A 16,825-nucleotide genomic window follows, 5' to 3' on the forward strand; every position below is an offset into this window, starting at 1 on the left:
CCGACACCACGCATCACAAGAGGACGGATCATGTTCGGTGACTATTCCATCGGCGACCTCGGGGCTATCTTCGCGATGCAGGGGTTCGCAGGCCTCATCCTGTTTTCGGTCTACGTGCTGATGGCGCTGGGGCTTGCCATCATCTTCGGCCAGATGGGCGTCATCAACATGGCGCATGGCGAGTTCATGATCCTCGGCGCCTACGTCACCTGGATGACCTCGAACGCCTTCCAGCACTTCCTGCCGTCGTTGTTTCCGGGCTACTTCTTCGTCGCGATGATGCTGGCCTTCATCGCCTCCGGAGCGCTCGGCATGCTGGTCGAGTGGGCGATGATTCGCCGGCTCTACAAGCGGCCGCTCGATACGCTGCTCGCGACCTGGGGCCTCAGCCTGATCCTGCAGCAGGCTTATCGCTCGGTGTTTGGCGCGCGCGAGGTCGGCGTCGAACTGCCTGAGTGGATGATGGGCTCCTGGCAGGCGACTGACGCGATCCAGATTCCGATCAACGGCATGTTCGTGATGTGCCTGACCATTCTGATCACGATCGTGGTCGCCTATGTCCTCTTCCTGTCGCGCTGGGGCAAGCAGGTCCGCGCCGTCGTACAGAACCGCGTGATGGCCGGCGCCGTCGGCATCAACACCGAGAAGGTCGACCGCTACACCTTCGGTCTCGGCTGCGGCATCGCCGGTGTCGCCGGCTCCGCCTTCACGATGATCGGTTCGACCGGTCCGACCGCCGGCCAGCTCTACATCGTCGACACTTTCCTGGTCGTCGTGTTCGGCGGCGCCGCCAGCCTGATCGGCACCATTGCGTCGGCCTTCACCATCTCCCAGGCGCAGTCGACGATGGAGTTCTTCATGTCCGGCTCGATGGCCAAGGTGCTCACTCTGCTGGCGATCGTCGCCATCCTGATGCTGCGGCCGCAGGGCCTGTTCGCCCTCAAGGTCCGCAAATAGCCGGAACGCGCAGGAATCGGGAATCAGAAAGCACCGTCATGATCATCAATACGCGCTTCTTCAATCGCTCCGAGCTCATCGGCTTCGTCTCTCTGCTGCTTCTGCTCGTGGTCATCCTGCCGCTGGCGGTCGACATCTTCCGCCTCAACCTGGTCGCGAAGTACCTGACGTACTCCTTCGTCGCCATCGGCCTGGTGCTGTGCTGGGGCTATGGCGGCATTCTGAGCCTGGGGCAGGGTGTGTTCTTCGGCCTCGGCGGCTACTGCATGGCAATGTTCCTCAAGCTTGAGGCCTCCAGCGTCGCCAACACCAAGATCCAGTCGACCCCTGGCATTCCCGACTTCATGGACTGGAATCAGCTGACGCAGCTGCCGTTCTTCTGGAAGCCGTTCCAGAGCTTCCCGTTCGCGCTCGCCGCGATCATCCTGGTGCCGGCGATCTTCGCCTTCATCATCGGCGCTGCGATGTTCAAGCGGCGTGTCGGCGGCGTCTACTTCGCCATCATCACCCAGGCGATCGCGGCCATCATGACCATCCTGATCGTGGGACAGCAGGGCTACACCGGCGGCATCAACGGCATCACCGACCTGCGCACACTGCACGGCTGGGACATCCGCACCGATCACGCCAAATACATCCTCTACTTCGTCGAGGTGTTCTTCCTGTTCGCCGCCATCCTGGTCGCGCAGTTCATCCGTCTCACCAAGCTCGGCCGCATCCTGGTGGCGATGCGGGAGCAGGAGGACCGGGTCCGCTTCTCCGGCTACAGCGTCGCCAATTTCAAGATCTTCGCCTTCTGCGCCGCGGCGGTGTTCGCCGCGGTCGGCGGCGCGCTGTTCACGCTCGAGGTCGGCTTCATGTCGCCGTCCTTCGTCGGCATCGTGCCGTCGATCGAGATGGTGATCTACACGGCGGTCGGCGGCCGGCTCTCGATCTTCGGCGCGGTCTATGGCTCGCTCCTCGTCAACTTCGCCAAGACCAGCCTGTCGGAGACCTTCCCGCAGCTCTGGCTGTTCGGCTTGGGTGCCTTGTTCATCGCCGTGGTTCTCGCCTTCCCGAACGGATTGGCCGGAATCTGGGGTGACTACGTGCAGCCGCGCATCGACCGGCTGCTGGCGTCCCGCAGCAAGAAGCCCGGCAATGGCGGCCTGGTCGCCAACGGCGCCCCCGCAGAGTGAGGAGACAGCGATGCTCATCGGTCATCAGCCCAAGGAATTCCTGCTCGCGGTCGAAGCCCTCACCGTCTCGTTCGACGGCTTCAAGGCGGTCAACGATCTCTCCTTCTACGTCGAAGAGAACGAGATCCGCGTCATCATCGGCCCGAACGGCGCCGGCAAGACCACGGTGCTCGACCTGATCTGCGGCAAAACCAAAGCGACCTCGGGCTCGATCCAGTTCCGCGGCAAGGAGCTGACCAAGCTGCGCGAGAACGAGATCGTCAAGACCGGTGTTGGCCGCAAGTTCCAGACGCCGTCGGTGTTCGAGGATCTCAGCGTGTTCGAGAATCTCGAAATATCCTTTCCGCGCGGCCGCACCGTGTTCGGCTCGCTGACCTTCCAGCGCGACGCGGTCGTCAAGGATCGCGTCGAGGAGGTCGCGGAGATGATCTTCCTGAAGGATCGTCTCAAGACCTCGGCGGCCGAGCTCAGCCACGGCCAGAAGCAGTGGCTCGAGATCGGCATGCTGCTGATCCAGAACCCGGACCTTCTGATGCTCGACGAGCCTGTGGCCGGCATGAGCGTCAGCGAACGCGCCAAGACCGCCGAGCTGCTCAACCGCATCATCAAGGACCGCTCGGTGCTCGTGATCGAGCACGACATGAAGTTCGTCGAGGACATCGCCCACAAGGTCACCGTGCTGCATCAGGGGCAGATCCTGTCCGAAGGCACGATGGACAAGGTCAAGAACGACCCCAAGGTCGTCGAAGTCTATCTGGGGCACTGAGCGATGATCGCGATCTTGTTTGCTCCGAGTGACGCTGCGTTCCCCTCCCCCTTGTGGGGAGGGGCTAGGGGAGGGGGCCCACGGCGGCAGTATCGCTTGGGACTACCCCCCTCTCCAACTCTCCCCCACAAGGGGGGAGGGAGCGCGCTGCCGATGTTGCTGCAGCCTCGTCCCAATTCATCACTTTGCAGGAGCCATTGATGCTCGCAATCTCCGATCTCCATGTCGCCTATGGCCAGAGCGAGGTGCTGCATGGCCTGAACGTCAAGGTCGCGCCCAATGAGATCGTTGCGATCATGGGGCGCAACGGCATGGGCAAGACCACGCTGATGAAGTCGCTGATGGGCATCCTGCCGTCCAAGAGCGGCTCCATCGACATGAACGGCACCGAGCTGTCGGGCCTGAAGAGCTACGAGCGCGTCGCCAAGGGCCTCGCCTACGTGCCGCAGGGCCGCATGATCTTCTCGACCATGACGGTCAAGGAGAACATCGAGACCGGCCTCGTCGTCTCCGGCGAGTCCGAGGTGCCCGGCGACATCTATGAGCTGTTTCCGGTGCTTCTCGAGATGAAAGGCCGCCGCGGCGGCAATCTCTCCGGCGGCCAGCAGCAGCAGCTCGCGATCGCGCGCGCACTCGCCACCAAGCCGAAGGTGCTGCTGCTCGACGAGCCGACCGAGGGCATCCAGCCGTCGATCATCAAGGAGATGGCGCGCACCTTGAAGCGCATCCGTGACGAGAAGGGATTGTCGATCGTCGTCTCCGAGCAGGTGCTGAGCTTCGCGCTCGACATCGCCGACCGCGTGCTGGTGATCGAGAACGGTGAGATCGTCCGCGACGATCCGCGCGACTCCGTCGATGCCGCGCAGGTCTCGAAATATCTGTCCGTCTAACCACTCCGTCCAAGCAAAGGTAAAGGGGAGCTCTTGATGCCTGACACACTGATCAAGGTCGATCTGACCAAGTCGGCCTACGAGAACGACAAGGTGCACAACCGCTGGCACCCGGACATTCCGATGGTGGAGTGGGTCAATCCCGGCGACGACTTCATCATCGAGACCTATGACTGGACCGGCGGCTTCATCAAGAACAACGACTCGGCCGACGACGTCCGCGACATCGACCTGTCGATCGTGCACTTCCTGTCCGGCCCGATCGGCGTCAAGGGCGCCGAGCCAGGCGACCTCCTGGTCGTCGACCTGCTCGACGTCGGTCCGCTGAAGGAGAGCCTGTGGGGCTTCAACGGTTTCTTCTCCAAGCAGAACGGCGGCGGTTTCCTGACCGACCACTTCCCGCTGGCGCAGAAGTCGATCTGGGACATCAAGGGCCTCTACACCTCGTCGCGTCACGTGCCCGGCGTGAACTTCGCCGGCCTGATCCATCCCGGCCTGATCGGCTGTCTGCCCGATCCGAAGCTGCTGGCGACCTGGAACGAGCGTGAGACGGCGTTGATCGCGACCAACCCGACCCGCGTGCCGGGCCTCGCCAATCCGCCGTTCGCACCGACCGCGCATGCCGGCCAAGCCAAGGGCGACGTCAAGGCCAAGATCGGCGCCGAGGGCGCCCGCACCGTGCCGCCGCGCGAGCATGGCGGCAATTGCGACATCAAGGATTTGTCGCGCGGCTCGAAGATCTACTTCCCGGTCTACGTGCCCGGTGGCGGCCTCTCGATGGGCGATCTGCACTTCAGCCAGGGCGACGGCGAGATCACCTTCTGCGGCGCCATCGAGATGGCGGGCTGGCTGCACATCAAGGTCGACGTCATCAAGGACGGCGTCGCGAAGTACGGCATCAAGAACCCGATCTTCAAGCCGTCGCCGATCACGCCGAACTATCGTGACTACCTGATCTTCGAGGGCATCTCGGTCGACGAGGCCGGCAAGCAGCACTATCTCGACGTCCACATCGCCTATCGGCAGGCCTGTCTCAACGCGATCGAGTACCTGAAGAAGTTCGGCTACTCCGGCGCCCAGGCCTATTCGATCCTCGGCACCGCGCCGGTGCAGGGTCACATCTCCGGCGTGGTCGACGTGCCCAATGCCTGCGCGACCTTGTGGCTGCCGACCGAGATCTTCGACTTCGACGTGATGCCGTCGGCAGCAGGCCCGATCAAGCACATCACCGGCGATATCCAGATGCCGATCTCGCCGGACAAATAACCCTCTCCCTGTGCGACGGGATGCGGGACGGCCGCGTATTTGGCCGCCCCGCATCCGCCGCGCGGACGAGAGAGACGATGTTGCGCAGGAGACGAGACAATGCCGGTCTATGAATATCTCTGTGACGAATGCGGCCCCTTCACCGACATGCGCCCGATGTCGGAATGTGATGAGCCGCAGGTCTGTCCGCAATGCCAGGACATGGCGCCGCGGGTAATCCTCACCGCGCCCGCCTTCGCCTGCATGCCGGCGGAGCGGCGTACGGCGCACGCGACCAACGAGCGCAGCCGCCACGCGCCGCAGACGCTGGCGGAATACAAGGCGAAGCATGGGCCGGGCTGCGGCTGCTGCTCGCCGAAGAAATCGCCGCGGCTGATGACCAAGACCAGAAGCGGCGCCAAGGGCTTTCCGACGGCGCGCCCGTGGATGATCAGCCACTGAGCGAATGCGAGGGGCGGCGCGGCCGCCCCTCAGCGTGACGCCGGCACCCGCCGCGGTCCCGGCGCGGGCTGGCCGCCGAACTTGACGCTCATCGCATTGGCGCCGTCGCTGATGTCGAGCAGCGTCTTGCGGCTCTCGTCGATCACCTTGGCGGACTTGCGCTTGAAGCTGTCGACGAGCTCGCGCATGGACTTGATCTGGTCGAACAACTGGCCCGGATTGCCGTCCGCGAACCCGGGAATGGCGCCGTCGATCTTGGTGACCAGCGTATCGAAGCCCTTGAAGACATCCTCGGCCTTGTCGATCGCAGAGTCGAAGGCGGCGGTCTTGGCCTGCAGCGAGGCGGTCTCCGTTTCGAACGTCTGCAGCGCTTGCCTGATCGCCGGTGCGTTGCTGACGACGTATTTGTCGATGTTGTGCACCGTCTCGACCATCGTCTCCTGGTCCTTGAGGTCGGCCGTCAGCACCGGCACGCCGTCGCGATCCAGCGGCACCGGCGGAGCGGTCGGCGCGCCGCCGACCAGCGAGATCGCAGCGATACCGGTCAGGCCCTGGAACTCGATGCCGGCGGTGGTGTCCTTGCGGATCGGCGCCGACTTGTCGAGCGTGATCATGGCAACGATCTTGCGCGGGCTTTCGAGCTTGATCGAGACGATCTGCCCGGCCTGCACGCCGTCGAAATTCACCGGCCCGCCCTTGCGCAGGCCCGCCGCCGAGCCGCCGTCGAACACGACGCGCATCATGCTGCGCTGCTCGGCGATGCGGCGCTTCTGCTTGATCAGGACACCGCTGATCCCGGCGGCGACGGCCGCGATCGTCAGGGTTCCGACAATGAGATTGATCGCGCGCATTCCGGGTCCGTGACTGCCTCACAATGATTTTAGCCGCTAACCCGCCGGGTGGGAAGCTCAGCGCGCGAGGCCTGGACGGGACGGGGCGGCGAGGCCCGCCAGCAGCACGGCGAGGATGCCGGTGAGGAAGACGCCATCGAACGTCCCGGCGCCCCCGATCGAGGCCACGGGCGCGCCGAGGCTGCCGATCTTGTCGAGGTTCATCAGGTCGGCGCCGACCAGCGTGCCCATCGAGCCGCCGATATAGGCCAGCGGCGCGGCATATTCGCGCGACAGCAGGAACGCCAGGATCGCGGTCACGACCACCGGCGCGAACACCGGCACGGCGATGCCGACGCCCTGCACCGGCGTCGCCATCGCGTGGATGATCACGGCGATCACCAGCACCGCGATCGCGGCGCGCAGCCAGAGCTGGTAGCGCAGCATGAGATAGGTCGACATGATCGTCGGGATCACCGCGCCGCCGACATTCACGGCGAGCAGAGTACCCGGCCATTGATGCACCAACGGCACGACATATTGCATGCCGAAAAAGTCGATGATCTCGCCAGAGCGCGCGACCTGCCCAGGCAGCATGGTGATCGGGATGTTGAAATAGCTGCCGACCAGCGAGCCGAACAGCAGCAGCATCGCGGTGCCCGAGCTGACGCCGAGCTTCATGTAGGCGTAGCGCAGGATGCCGAACTGGATCAGGACGATCAGGACGCCGAAGGCGAGCACCAGGATCGCAAAGAATACGGGCGTGATCGGCAGATATTGGATCTGGGAATGCATGTCGAAAGCGCTTCGATGATGGACCGTGCTGCCCGCGCAGGATCATCTCACGCGGGCGACAGGGTGACAAATGGTCATTCGGCGCCTGGTTCCCAAGGGCAGCCATGGTCTCGTTCATTCTTCAGACGCGATCAGCGTGGCGTGCAGCACGTAGCGCTCCGGGCCCTGTGTCAGCGCGTCGAACGGCCAGCAGGTGGAGAGCACGAGCTCAGGGCGTTCGGTGTCCGGATCGATGCCGGACGCATCGAAACGCACGACGCTGGCCCCGTCGGCCCGATAGCGGAAGGTCTTGCCGTCGCGCCTGACGATGTCGATCTCGTCGCCGATGCTGACGTCCTTCAGGAAGCGGAAATGCGTGTCGCGATGGCCCGAGTAGACGGCGACACCCGGCTCGCCCGGCTCGGCGCTGCCCTCGACATGGCCGGCGCCGAAGGCCAATGCCTGGCCGCTCGAGCCGGCCAGCGCGATGGTGGAGACGCCGAGGCTCTTCACCTCGATGCGCGCGACCGGGACGGTGTCGGCCCAGGACCACGGCTTGACCGCATGGCCGGTCGCAATGGTCTGGGTGAAGGCGCGATCGAGCAGCACCTGCGCCACGATCGCCTTGGCATGGATGAGGGCGCCGTGGCCGAACAGGATGAGGCCGACAAGCGCGACTGCGAGCGGGATGACAAATCGTGGCATTCTCTCTCCTCCGTCATTGCGAGCGAAGCGAAGCAATCCAGAGTCGTTGTGCAGCCCCTGGATTGCTTCGTCGCTTCGCTCCTCGCAATGACGACATTGCTTAGTTGGCAGCCCGCCGCCTGATCGCGACGAGCCAGATCAGTTCGAGCATCAGCAGGCCCAACCCGAGCAGCATGCTGAGCTCCGCATCGGTCGCCGTCTTCGGCAGCGTGACCGTCGCAGGCGCTGCCGGCACCACCGGCCGCTTCAGCGCGGCGAGCTGGACGTCGCGGTCTGCTCCAGCGCGGCGCTCCTTCTGTGCCGCCGGCATCCGGCCACGGTCGCCGAACACCTTCTCGAAATCCCAGCCGGCCGGCAGGTTGATCGGCAGCTCGGCGAGCCTGAGCGGCTCGCCGTCGGGACGGCGCGGCGTCTTGTCGACGGCGACGAGGCTGGTCAGGCGGCTCACCAGCTGGTGCTCCAACGCGAGCTCCAGAATGGCGCCGTCGGCTTCCTCCGGCGTCATCTGCCGCATCGTCTTCGCCACCTCGGCATCGCCGATCTTGCGCCGCGCCCACAGTTTCGACAGGCCCTTGCCCTCGGCGGCGCCGGACAGCGGCAAGGTGATGGTCCAGGGCTGGTCGCCGATGCGGCCCTTGAGCTGCAGCGAGCCGGCGAGGCGATCGATTTTGGCGGCCAGCACCAGCGGCTCGTTGCGATAGACGTCCGGCAGCACCGCGGGCGTGAGGTCGGCAGAGGCTTCGGAGAACGTCGCGCTCAGCCCAGTCACCACCGGGTTCTCCAGCTTGGCGAACAAATCGCGCATGCGGTCCTCGACCTGCTCGACCGAACCGATATGGGTGAAGGCGCCGCGGCCGAGCTCGGCGGCGCGCGTCATCAGATAGGTGTTCGGCGCCGAGCCGATGCCGACCATGAAGATGCGCGAGCGGCCGCGCATCGCGGTGATGGTCTCGAACAGCTGCTGCTCGTTGCCGATGGCACCATCGGTCAGAAACACCACCTGACGCACGCGGTCGGAGTCGCTGCCGTCGTCGGTCAGCGCCGCGCGCATCGCCGGCACCATCTCGGTGCCGCCGCGCGCGTCGAGCGCACTGACGAAGCTGGTCGCGCTGCCGACATGCTCGGCATCGGCCGGCACCGAGGCGGGAAACAGCACGGTCATGGTGTCGTCGAAGCGGATCACGTTGAAGCGGTCGCCCGGCTGCAGGCGGTTCAGCGCATAGAGCAGGCTGGCCTTGGCCTGGCGGATCGAGGTGCCGCCCATCGAGCCGGAATTGTCGATCACGAAGATCACGTCGCGCGGCTGCGGACGCTGTGCCGACGCCGTCACTGCGGGAGGCGTGACGAAGGCGAGCAGATAGTCGGCATCGCCGACCTGCTCGTGGAACAGGCCGACCGACGGCGTCGCGGCGGCCGCCGGCTTCCAGGTCAGCTCGAAATCGCGATCGGCCGGCACCACGCCCTCGGCGAGTGTCACGACACGCGTCTTCGCATCGGGGCTGTCGATCGTCACCTGGTGATGGTGGCTCTTGACCTCGCCGATGGCGAAGCCTGCCTGCAGCCGCACCGTGATCCTCGTCGGATTGACCGGATCGGTCTTGGCTGGGTCGAGCACCTCCGGCGAGATGCGGTCGCGATCAGGCACGGGATCGTTGCTCGCTGCGCCCCAGCCGTTGCCGCCCGGGCGCAGATCGACGCTCTGCACGATCGGCGCCGGATTGTAGCGCGGCGCCACGACCAGCGGCACCCGCAGCGAGAACTCGCCGCCGCTCGCGGCCACCGGCTGCTGATATTCGATCTGCACCAGCACGGTCTCGCCGGGGCCGATATTGGCGAGCGAGTTGGTGAAGATGTTCGGTCGCTCCTGCTCGGTGAGCGCCGCGGTCTTGCCGTCGCGCTTGGCCTGCTCATAGATCACCTTGGCCTGTTCGCGCGGCTTGATGTCGCCGACCACGACGCGGTCGCCGACGATCATCTTCAGCGTGTCGACCGCGCTGTCGGGTGGCAGCGGATAGACATAGACCGCCTCCATCCATTGCGAGCTGGTGTTCTTGAACAGCTGCGTCACGCGCGCCCGCGCGGTCGGGCCGGAGACGACGATGTCGACATCGATGCCGAGCCGCGGCGCCTCGGCATAGCGGCCGTCGGACTTGAACAGCAGTGCGCCGGAGCGGGCGTCGCCCGGCCTGGTCAGCGGCGCCAATGGCCCTTCGGCGGACCAGCCAGGGGTGACGCAGAGAAACAGCGCCGTGAAGCCGACCAGCAGCACGGCGGCGGCCTGGAGCAGCAGGAATAGCAGCATGGTCACGATCCATGACCGGACCGGATGGGTGCTGCTTCTGATATCGTGGTCCATTGTCTCGCTCATCATTGCCTCCGCAACGAACAAATTCGGCAGGCCGAGACTGGGCGCAGCGCGCCGGCACCGCGAGCGGAATGGTCGGTCTTGTTCGGCCGCCGCCCGCCCGCGCATGTCCTGTCGTGGTCGAGAGCGCGGCTGATCTGTCCGGGTTTGTGCTGATTTGTCCGTCTGCTAGAAGAGGTGCGCATCACGCGGCAGGGGACAGGATGTCGATACCGGACAACAGCGAGCTTTCCGACGAGCAGAGCCGGCAGGTCGCCGAGACCGTCCGCGAGGAGATCGCGCGGCGCCGGATGTCGCGGCAGGCGCTGGCGGAGCAGGCCAAGCTGAGCCTCTCGACCCTCGAGAAGGCGCTCGGCGGCCGCCGCCCGTTCACGCTCGCCACCATTGTCAGGCTCGAGCAGGCGCTCGGCATGTCCCTGCGCAAGGCGCCGAGCGCACCTCTCGCCGCGCCTGCCGCGAGCGGCGGCATTGCACCCGACAGCCTCGGCTCCTATTCGCGGCGGGCTGTGGAGTGGATCGAGGGCACCTACGTCACCTTGCGCCCGTCATTCGGCGACAAGGACGCGATCTACGCCTACCGCACCGACATCGTCTGGGACGATGCCGCGTCGTCGCTGACGTTTCGCGAAGGCGCGCGGCTCGATGCGGCGTTCACGCAGTTCGGCGAGGTTGCCGTGCCAAACCAGTCCGGCTTCGTCTACCTCGTCACCAACCGCCACGGCCAGCACCGCCTGATCACGGTCTCCAGGCCGACCATCACCGGCGAGATGTACGGCATCATCACGACGCTCCTGGCGGGCCGCGGCTCGCTGCTGACCCCGATCGCCGCGCCGATCGCGCTGCTCCCGCTGCGCAATGTGGTGGAGCCGAGCTTCGGCAGACTCGGTGCTGACGATCTGCACTATGGCTTCTATCGCGAGCACCTGCGCAAGACCGTCGAGGAGCCGTTCGCGCTGTTCGTGCAGGGCGTGCCGTGAGATTTGGGCACACGACTAACCACCGTCATTGCGAGGAGCGAAGCGACGAAGCAATCCAGAGTCGTGAACTCGGCCCTGGATTGCTTCGCTTCGCTCGCAATGACGGAGTTTGTAGTTGCCGCCGTGCTTCTAGCCATGCAGCGTCGTCCCGGCGAACGCCGGGACCCATACCCCCAGGGAGCGGTTTGAGTCCGGCTGGTCATTGGCTTTTTCGCGCCACATCACCGCCGCGGAGTATGGGTCCCGGATCGGCACCGTGCCGCGCTTCGCGCGTCACGGCTTGTCCGGGACGACGGCGGTGGGGTGAGGCGGATTCACGGGATCAAACAGCGCGACGTTCAAGCAGCCGAACGTCTGAACGACAGATCGGATCGCTCAGCAGACAATCGACTAAGGACGTGTCATCGCAGTCTCGCGGCGACACTCGCCCGAGGTTTCAATCAGTCCGTCCCTCTTCACGTGCAGAGGGCGCAGGGAATGCCGGGTGAAGGCCTCACCCATGGCCCGCCTGCGAAAAAAATGCAGGCGGCAGGTACCACAGGCAAAGCCGAGCACGCCGGCATTCCCTGCGCGATGGGTTGAACGCTTATACGCAGTCTCCCTGGTGCACCGGCTTGTTGGCCACCATGCCGCGACAATGCTTGCGCGTTGCGCGGGAGACACCAGCTTCGGGGTGTCAGGACGCTGCGACTTCACGTCCGCAAGCGATCGTTCGTCCGCGCCTTCGTAAGAAGACGCTGCGATCTCTCGCGGCCACCGCATCCCCGCCTCGCGTGTCGTGACGATCGCGCGTAACGCCCCTCCGCAGTGAGGCGGGATGGCGAGAGAGAAACATGGATTCGGAAAAATAGCAAGAAGATTTTGCTTGGCAGAATTTGACCCGATGGCGGTCGACTCCCCTCCCCGCAAGGGGGAGGGGAGTCGACCGGTATCGTGGTTAGAACGTGGGCATCAATTGCGCGCGGGTCTACCACCCGGCGCGTGCGTGAACCTACCCCCCGACGTCAGCGCTGATGATGTCGCCGAACAGATCCCACTTGCCGCCCTTGAACTGCATCATCTTGAGCTGCTCGATCGGGGCGAAATCATTCGGGCCGGTGTTGACCTTGATGCCGGGGATCAGGGTGTCAGGCGCAAAATCCTTCAGGCTGGCGGCCTGCTTCATGACGTTCTCGCGGGTCAGAGTGTCGCCGCACTGCTTCAGGGTCTGCACCATGGTCTGCGCCGCGGCATAGCCATAGGCGAGGTTGGCGTCGGAGATGTTGGCGCCGGGCATGTACTTGTCGATGAAGGCCATGAACTTCTTCATGCCCTCGTCGTCCTTCCACTGCGGATCCGACGGGTCCTTGAGATAGCCGGCGGAGAGCACGCCCTCGGAGGCTTCGAGGCCGGCCGGCTTCATCACGGCGCCGATCGAGATCGAGACGTCGGTCATCAGGTGCATCGGCTTCCACTCGAGCTCGGCGATCTTCTTGATCGCCTGGGCTGCGAATTTCGGCGTCGCGATGTTGACGAACACGTCGGCGCCGGTGCCCTTCAGCTTGACGATATGAGCATCGATCGACGGCTCGGAGGTCTCGTAGCTCTCCTCGGCCACGATCATGGTCTTGGCCTTGTCGCCCAGTACCTCCTTGATGCCGAGGACGTAGTCCTTGCCGAAATCGTCATTGGCATAGAAGATCGCGATCTTCGCGTTCGGCTTTTCCTTCAAGATATACTTGGCGAAGATCCGCGCCTCGACGCGGTAGCTGGGCTGGAAACCCATCGTCCACGGAAATTCCTTCGGGTCGTTCCACTTGCTGGCGCCGGTGGCGAGGAACAGCTGCGGCACCTTCTTGGCGTTGTGATATTTCTGCACGGCGGTCTGCGTCGGCGTGCCCAGCGCGTTGAACACCAGGAACACCTCGTCGCTCTCGATCAGCTTGCGCACCTGCTCGACCGTCTTCGGCGGGCTGTAGCCGTCGTCATAGGAGATGAAGTTGATCCGGCGACCGTTGATGCCGCCCTGGTCGTTGATCATCTTGAAATAGGCTTCCTCGGTCTTGCCGATGATGCCGTAGGCCGAGGCCGGGCCGCTATAGGCCTCGACATTGCCGATCTTGATCTCGGTGTCGGTGGCGCCGGTGTCGTATTTCTTTTGCGCAAGGGCGCTCTGGCTCGCCAGTACGGAAAAGGCGGCCGCGGCCGCGAATGAGAGCAGAGTCCTGGTCGTCATCGGCAACATTCCCTGGGCTTCCTCTGGTTGAATTTTCGTGATTGTCGTTCTTGCTCTTGGCCTGCGGCGATGGCGACCGTGCAAGGCCGCTCACCACAACGAGTGGGCAGATGTGTGCAATGCACTGTCTTGCGTCCAGGCGCTGGCCCTGGGAAGCCGGCCGGGCCGACCGGGCGCGCCGCAGGTGATTTTGCCAGCCAGCCACTCCACGCAAGTTGATACGGGCGTTTCCGGCGCATCTTCTGAGGCGCACGAAGCAGGATCCTCCCGGCACCGCCATGACGAAAAGCCCGTTCTATACGGCCGAGCACGAGGCCTTCCGCGACGTCATCAAGCGCTTCGTCGACAAGGAGATCGCGCCGTTCGCGAGCGCGTGGGACGAGGCCGGCGAATTTCCGCGCGCGCTGTATCTGAAGGCGGCGGAGATCGGCCTGCTTGGGCTCGGCTTCCCGGAGGAATTCGGCGGCGTGCCGGCCGACCAGTTCATGAAGATCGTATCGTCGCAGGAATTGGCGCGTGCGGGGGCCGGCGGCATCAGTGCCAGCCTGATGAGCCATACGATCGGCGCGCCGCCGATCGCGCGCGCCGCGCAGCCGCAGGTGAGGGCGCGCGTGCTGCCGGAGATTCTTGCGGGGCGCAAGATCTCGGCGCTGGCGATCACCGAGCCGAGCGGTGGCTCTGACGTTGCCAATCTCAGGACCAGGGCCGTCCGCGACGGCGATCACTATATCGTCAGCGGCGAGAAGACATTCATCACCTCCGGGATGCGGGCCGACTACATCACCGTCGCGGTGCGCACCGGCGGACCGGGGCCGGCGGGCGTCAGTCTGCTGCTCGTGCCCGGCGACACGCCGGGGCTGACGCGCACCAGGCTCGACAAGATGGGCTGGTGGGCGTCGGACACGGCGACCCTGCATTTCGACGGCTGCCGCGTGCCGGTCGAGAACCTGATCGGAGAGGAAGGGCAGGGCTTCAAGCTGATCATGCACAATTTCAACAGCGAGCGGATGGGCATGGCGGCGAGCTGCACGGCCTACGCCCGTGTCTGCCTCGACGATGCGATCGCCTACGCCCGGGAGCGCCACACCTTCGGCAAGCCGCTCGCCCAGCACCAGGTCATCCGCCACAAGCTGGTCGACATGGCGCAGCGCGTGGCGGCGTCGCAGGCGATGCTGGAAATGCTGGCGTGGCGGCTCGAACAGGGCGACAATCCGGTCGCCGAGATCTGCATGATGAAGAACCAGGCGACGCAGACGATGGCCTACTGCGCCTCGGAAGCCGTGCAGATCTTTGGCGGCGCCGGTTTCATGCGGGGTGTCCGCGTGGAACGGATCTATCGCGAGGTCAAGGTCAACGCCATCGGCGGCGGCACCGAGGAGATCATGAAAGATCTGGCCAGCCGGCAGATGGGATTGTGAGTCGCGGCCTCTCCAAGCCCGTCATTCCAGGTTCAAGGCCTGCGGCCTTGCCCCGGACTGACGATCGTGAAGCAGTTAGATAAGACATAGCGAGATTCCGGGGTCGGCCGCTGCGCGACCGCTCGGAATGACAGGGAATGACAGGGAATGAAACATGCTCTTCACCGCCGACCACGACGAACCGCGCCGCATCCTGCAGAAGTTCATCGCCGCCGAGATCAATCCTCACGTCGACGCATGGGAGGAGGCCGGCATCTTCCCCGCGCATGAGCTGTTCAAGAAGCTCGGCGACCTCGGCTTTCTCGGCCTCAACAAGCCGGTCGAGTTCGGCGGCCAGGGGCTGGACTATTCCTACGCGCTGATGATGGCGGAAGAGCTCGGCGCCATCAATTGCGGCGCGATCCCGATGGCGATCGGTGTGCAGACCGACATGGCGACCCCGGCGCTGGCGCGGTTCGGCTCCGACGAGGTGCGCAAGGAGTTCCTGGCGCCCGCCATCTCAGGCGACTACGTCGCCTGCATCGGCGTGTCCGAGCCCGGTGCCGGCTCCGACGTCGCCTCGATCAAGACCCAGGCGCGCTCCGATGGCGACGACTACGTCATCAATGGCGGCAAGATGTGGATCACAAACGGCACCCAGGCCGATTTCATCTGCCTGCTCGCCAACACCAGCGACGGACCTGTCCATCGCAACAAGTCGCTGATCTGCGTGCCGATGAAGAGCAAGGGCGTGCAGGTCGCGCGCAAGCTCGACAAGATGGGCATGCGCTCGTCCGACACCGCGCAGATCTTCTTCGACAATGTCCGGGTGCCCAAGCGCAACCGCGTCGGCGAGGAGGGGCAGGGTTTTACTTATCAGATGATGCAGTTCCAGGAGGAGCGGCTGTGGGCCGGCGCCGCCTGCCTCAAGGCGCATGAGGCGATCATCAATGCGACCATCGAGTACACCCGCAACCGCAAGGCCTTCGGCCGCTCGATCCTCGACAACCAGGTCGTCCACTTCAAGCTCGCGGAGATGCAGACCGAGGTCGAGCTGCTGCGCGCATTGACCTATCAGGCCGCGGAGGCGATGATCGCCGGCGAGGACGTGACGCGGCTCGCAACCATGGTGAAGCTCAAGACCGGCCGGCTCGGCCGCGAGCTCACCGACGCCTGCCTGCAATATTGGGGCGGCATGGGCTTCATGAACGAGACCCCGGTCAGCCGCGCCTATCGCGATTCGCGCCTGAGCTCGATCGGCGGCGGCGCCGACGAGGTCATGTTGACCATCCTGTGCAAGATGATGGGGACTTTGCCCGGCACCGGCAAAGCGGGGAACGCCTGATGATCACGCTGTATCATTGCGACGGCGCCCGGTCGTTTCGCTCGTTGTGGATGCTGGAAGAGCTTCGACTTAACTACGAGTTGAAGATGCTGCCGTTCCCGCCACGGGTGCTGGCGAAGGAATATCTGGCGATCAATCCGCTGGGCACGATCCCGCTTCTGATCGACGGCGAGACGAAGATGACGGAGTCCTCCGGCATCTGTCACTATCTCGGCATCAAGCACGGCCCGACGCCGCTGATGGTCGGACCTGAGGAGGCGGCCTACGGTGCGTTCCTTAACTGGATGTATTTCTCCGACGCGACGCTGACGTTCCCGCAGACGCTGGTATTGCGATACACTCAGCTCGAGCCGGAAGAGCGGCGTTCGCCGCAAGTCGCCGCCGACTATGCCAAATGGTTCCTGGGCCGGCTGCGCGCGGTGGAGGCAGCGACCGCGAATGCCGAGTTCTTGTGCGCCGGTCGTTTCACCGCGGCCGACATCGTGATCGGCTATGCGCTGCGGCTCGCCGACACGCTCGGCCTTTCCAAGGAGTTCGGGCCGAATGTGGCGGCCTATTGGGCGCGCCTGCAGCAGCGCGATGGCTACCAGAGGGCGCGCGCCGCCGAGCAGCGTGCAGGCGTGGAGCAGGGCATCAAGCCGCGTGTCAGGCCGTGAGTTGCGCACGTCATTCGGGCGTCCCGGATGACGGATGCATCCTTGAGCACTGGGTTAACCGCG

Annotated in this window: 15 protein-coding genes; 10 read left to right on the top strand and 5 right to left on the bottom strand. The window is 64.8% G+C overall.

The annotated features are described in order from the left end of the window. The first annotated feature begins 30 nt into the window (after nt 1-30). The 6 genes from urtB to ACQR2C_RS14690 all read left to right on the top strand — a co-directional run bounded on the left by urtB (nt 31) and on the right by ACQR2C_RS14690 (nt 5,498). Complete coding sequence (gene urtB, locus ACQR2C_RS14665; RefSeq protein WP_315801685.1) at nt 31-957, top strand: urea ABC transporter permease subunit UrtB; 927 nt, start codon at nt 31-33, stop codon at nt 955-957. A 38-nt stretch (nt 958-995) separates the two neighbouring features. Beyond that, nucleotides 996-2,135: an urea ABC transporter permease subunit UrtC gene (gene urtC / locus ACQR2C_RS14670; RefSeq protein ID WP_315801684.1), complete on the top strand. Its 1,140-nt coding sequence runs from the start codon at nt 996-998 to the stop codon at nt 2,133-2,135. 10 nt (nt 2,136-2,145) lie between these two features. Next, entirely contained in the window at nt 2,146-2,901 is a 756-nt protein-coding gene (gene urtD / locus ACQR2C_RS14675) for an urea ABC transporter ATP-binding protein UrtD (protein ID WP_315801683.1), read from the top strand. 200 nt (nt 2,902-3,101) lie between these two features. Next, nucleotides 3,102-3,791 carry an urea ABC transporter ATP-binding subunit UrtE gene (urtE, locus tag ACQR2C_RS14680; RefSeq protein WP_316179352.1) on the top strand — a complete coding sequence of 230 codons (690 nt, stop codon included), beginning with the start codon at nt 3,102-3,104 and terminating at the stop codon, nt 3,789-3,791. 36 nt (nt 3,792-3,827) lie between these two features. Continuing rightward, nucleotides 3,828-5,057, top strand: coding sequence for a formamidase (fmdA, locus tag ACQR2C_RS14685; protein WP_035648524.1), 1,230 nt, complete (start codon nt 3,828-3,830; stop codon nt 5,055-5,057). A gap of 99 nt (nt 5,058-5,156) precedes the next feature. Beyond that, nucleotides 5,157-5,498 (top strand): FmdB family zinc ribbon protein, encoded by a 342-nt coding sequence (locus ACQR2C_RS14690; protein WP_434881463.1) that lies wholly within the window; start codon nt 5,157-5,159, stop codon nt 5,496-5,498. Nucleotides 5,499-5,527: 29 nt separating this feature from the next. On the opposite strand, the gene ACQR2C_RS14695 is transcribed toward ACQR2C_RS14690, so the two are convergent. The 4 genes from ACQR2C_RS14695 to ACQR2C_RS14710 form a co-directional block, all read right to left on the bottom strand. Beyond that, nucleotides 5,528-6,349: an MlaD family protein gene (locus tag ACQR2C_RS14695; RefSeq protein WP_434881464.1), complete on the bottom strand. Its 822-nt coding sequence runs from the start codon at nt 6,347-6,349 to the stop codon at nt 5,528-5,530. Between the two features lie 57 nt (nt 6,350-6,406). Then, complete coding sequence (locus tag ACQR2C_RS14700; RefSeq protein ID WP_434881465.1) at nt 6,407-7,123, bottom strand: DUF1614 domain-containing protein; 717 nt, start codon at nt 7,121-7,123, stop codon at nt 6,407-6,409. A gap of 114 nt (nt 7,124-7,237) precedes the next feature. Then, complete coding sequence (locus ACQR2C_RS14705; RefSeq protein WP_434881466.1) at nt 7,238-7,807, bottom strand: class GN sortase; 570 nt, start codon at nt 7,805-7,807, stop codon at nt 7,238-7,240. A 100-nt stretch (nt 7,808-7,907) separates the two neighbouring features. Beyond that, nucleotides 7,908-10,175 (bottom strand): marine proteobacterial sortase target protein, encoded by a 2,268-nt coding sequence (locus tag ACQR2C_RS14710; protein ID WP_434881467.1) that lies wholly within the window; start codon nt 10,173-10,175, stop codon nt 7,908-7,910. Nucleotides 10,176-10,375: 200 nt separating this feature from the next. Here ACQR2C_RS14710 and ACQR2C_RS14715 point away from each other — a divergent pair, with 200 nt between their 5' ends. Further along, complete coding sequence (locus ACQR2C_RS14715) at nt 10,376-11,149, top strand: helix-turn-helix domain-containing protein (RefSeq protein ID WP_434881468.1); 774 nt, start codon at nt 10,376-10,378, stop codon at nt 11,147-11,149. A gap of 991 nt (nt 11,150-12,140) precedes the next feature. Here the strand turns inward: ACQR2C_RS14715 and ACQR2C_RS14720 are convergent. Continuing rightward, nucleotides 12,141-13,373 carry an ABC transporter substrate-binding protein gene (locus ACQR2C_RS14720; RefSeq protein ID WP_316179363.1) on the bottom strand — a complete coding sequence of 411 codons (1,233 nt, stop codon included), beginning with the start codon at nt 13,371-13,373 and terminating at the stop codon, nt 12,141-12,143. A gap of 269 nt (nt 13,374-13,642) precedes the next feature. On the opposite strand from ACQR2C_RS14720, the gene ACQR2C_RS14725 reads away from it, so the two are divergent. The 3 genes from ACQR2C_RS14725 (at nt 13,643) to ACQR2C_RS14735 (ending at nt 16,762) form a co-directional block, all read left to right on the top strand. Next, entirely contained in the window at nt 13,643-14,782 is a 1,140-nt protein-coding gene (locus ACQR2C_RS14725) for an acyl-CoA dehydrogenase family protein (protein ID WP_434881469.1), read from the top strand. Between the two features lie 154 nt (nt 14,783-14,936). Further along, nucleotides 14,937-16,106 carry an acyl-CoA dehydrogenase family protein gene (locus tag ACQR2C_RS14730; protein ID WP_316238062.1) on the top strand — a complete coding sequence of 390 codons (1,170 nt, stop codon included), beginning with the start codon at nt 14,937-14,939 and terminating at the stop codon, nt 16,104-16,106. Next, entirely contained in the window at nt 16,106-16,762 is a 657-nt protein-coding gene (locus ACQR2C_RS14735; RefSeq protein WP_434881470.1) for a glutathione S-transferase family protein, read from the top strand. The genes ACQR2C_RS14730 and ACQR2C_RS14735 overlap by 1 nt, the downstream gene beginning before the upstream one ends. Nucleotides 16,763-16,825: the final 63 nt, after the last annotated feature.

The sequence above is a fragment of the Bradyrhizobium sp. HKCCYLRH3061 genome, assembly GCF_051168015.1.
Taxonomy (GTDB): domain Bacteria; phylum Pseudomonadota; class Alphaproteobacteria; order Rhizobiales; family Xanthobacteraceae; genus Bradyrhizobium.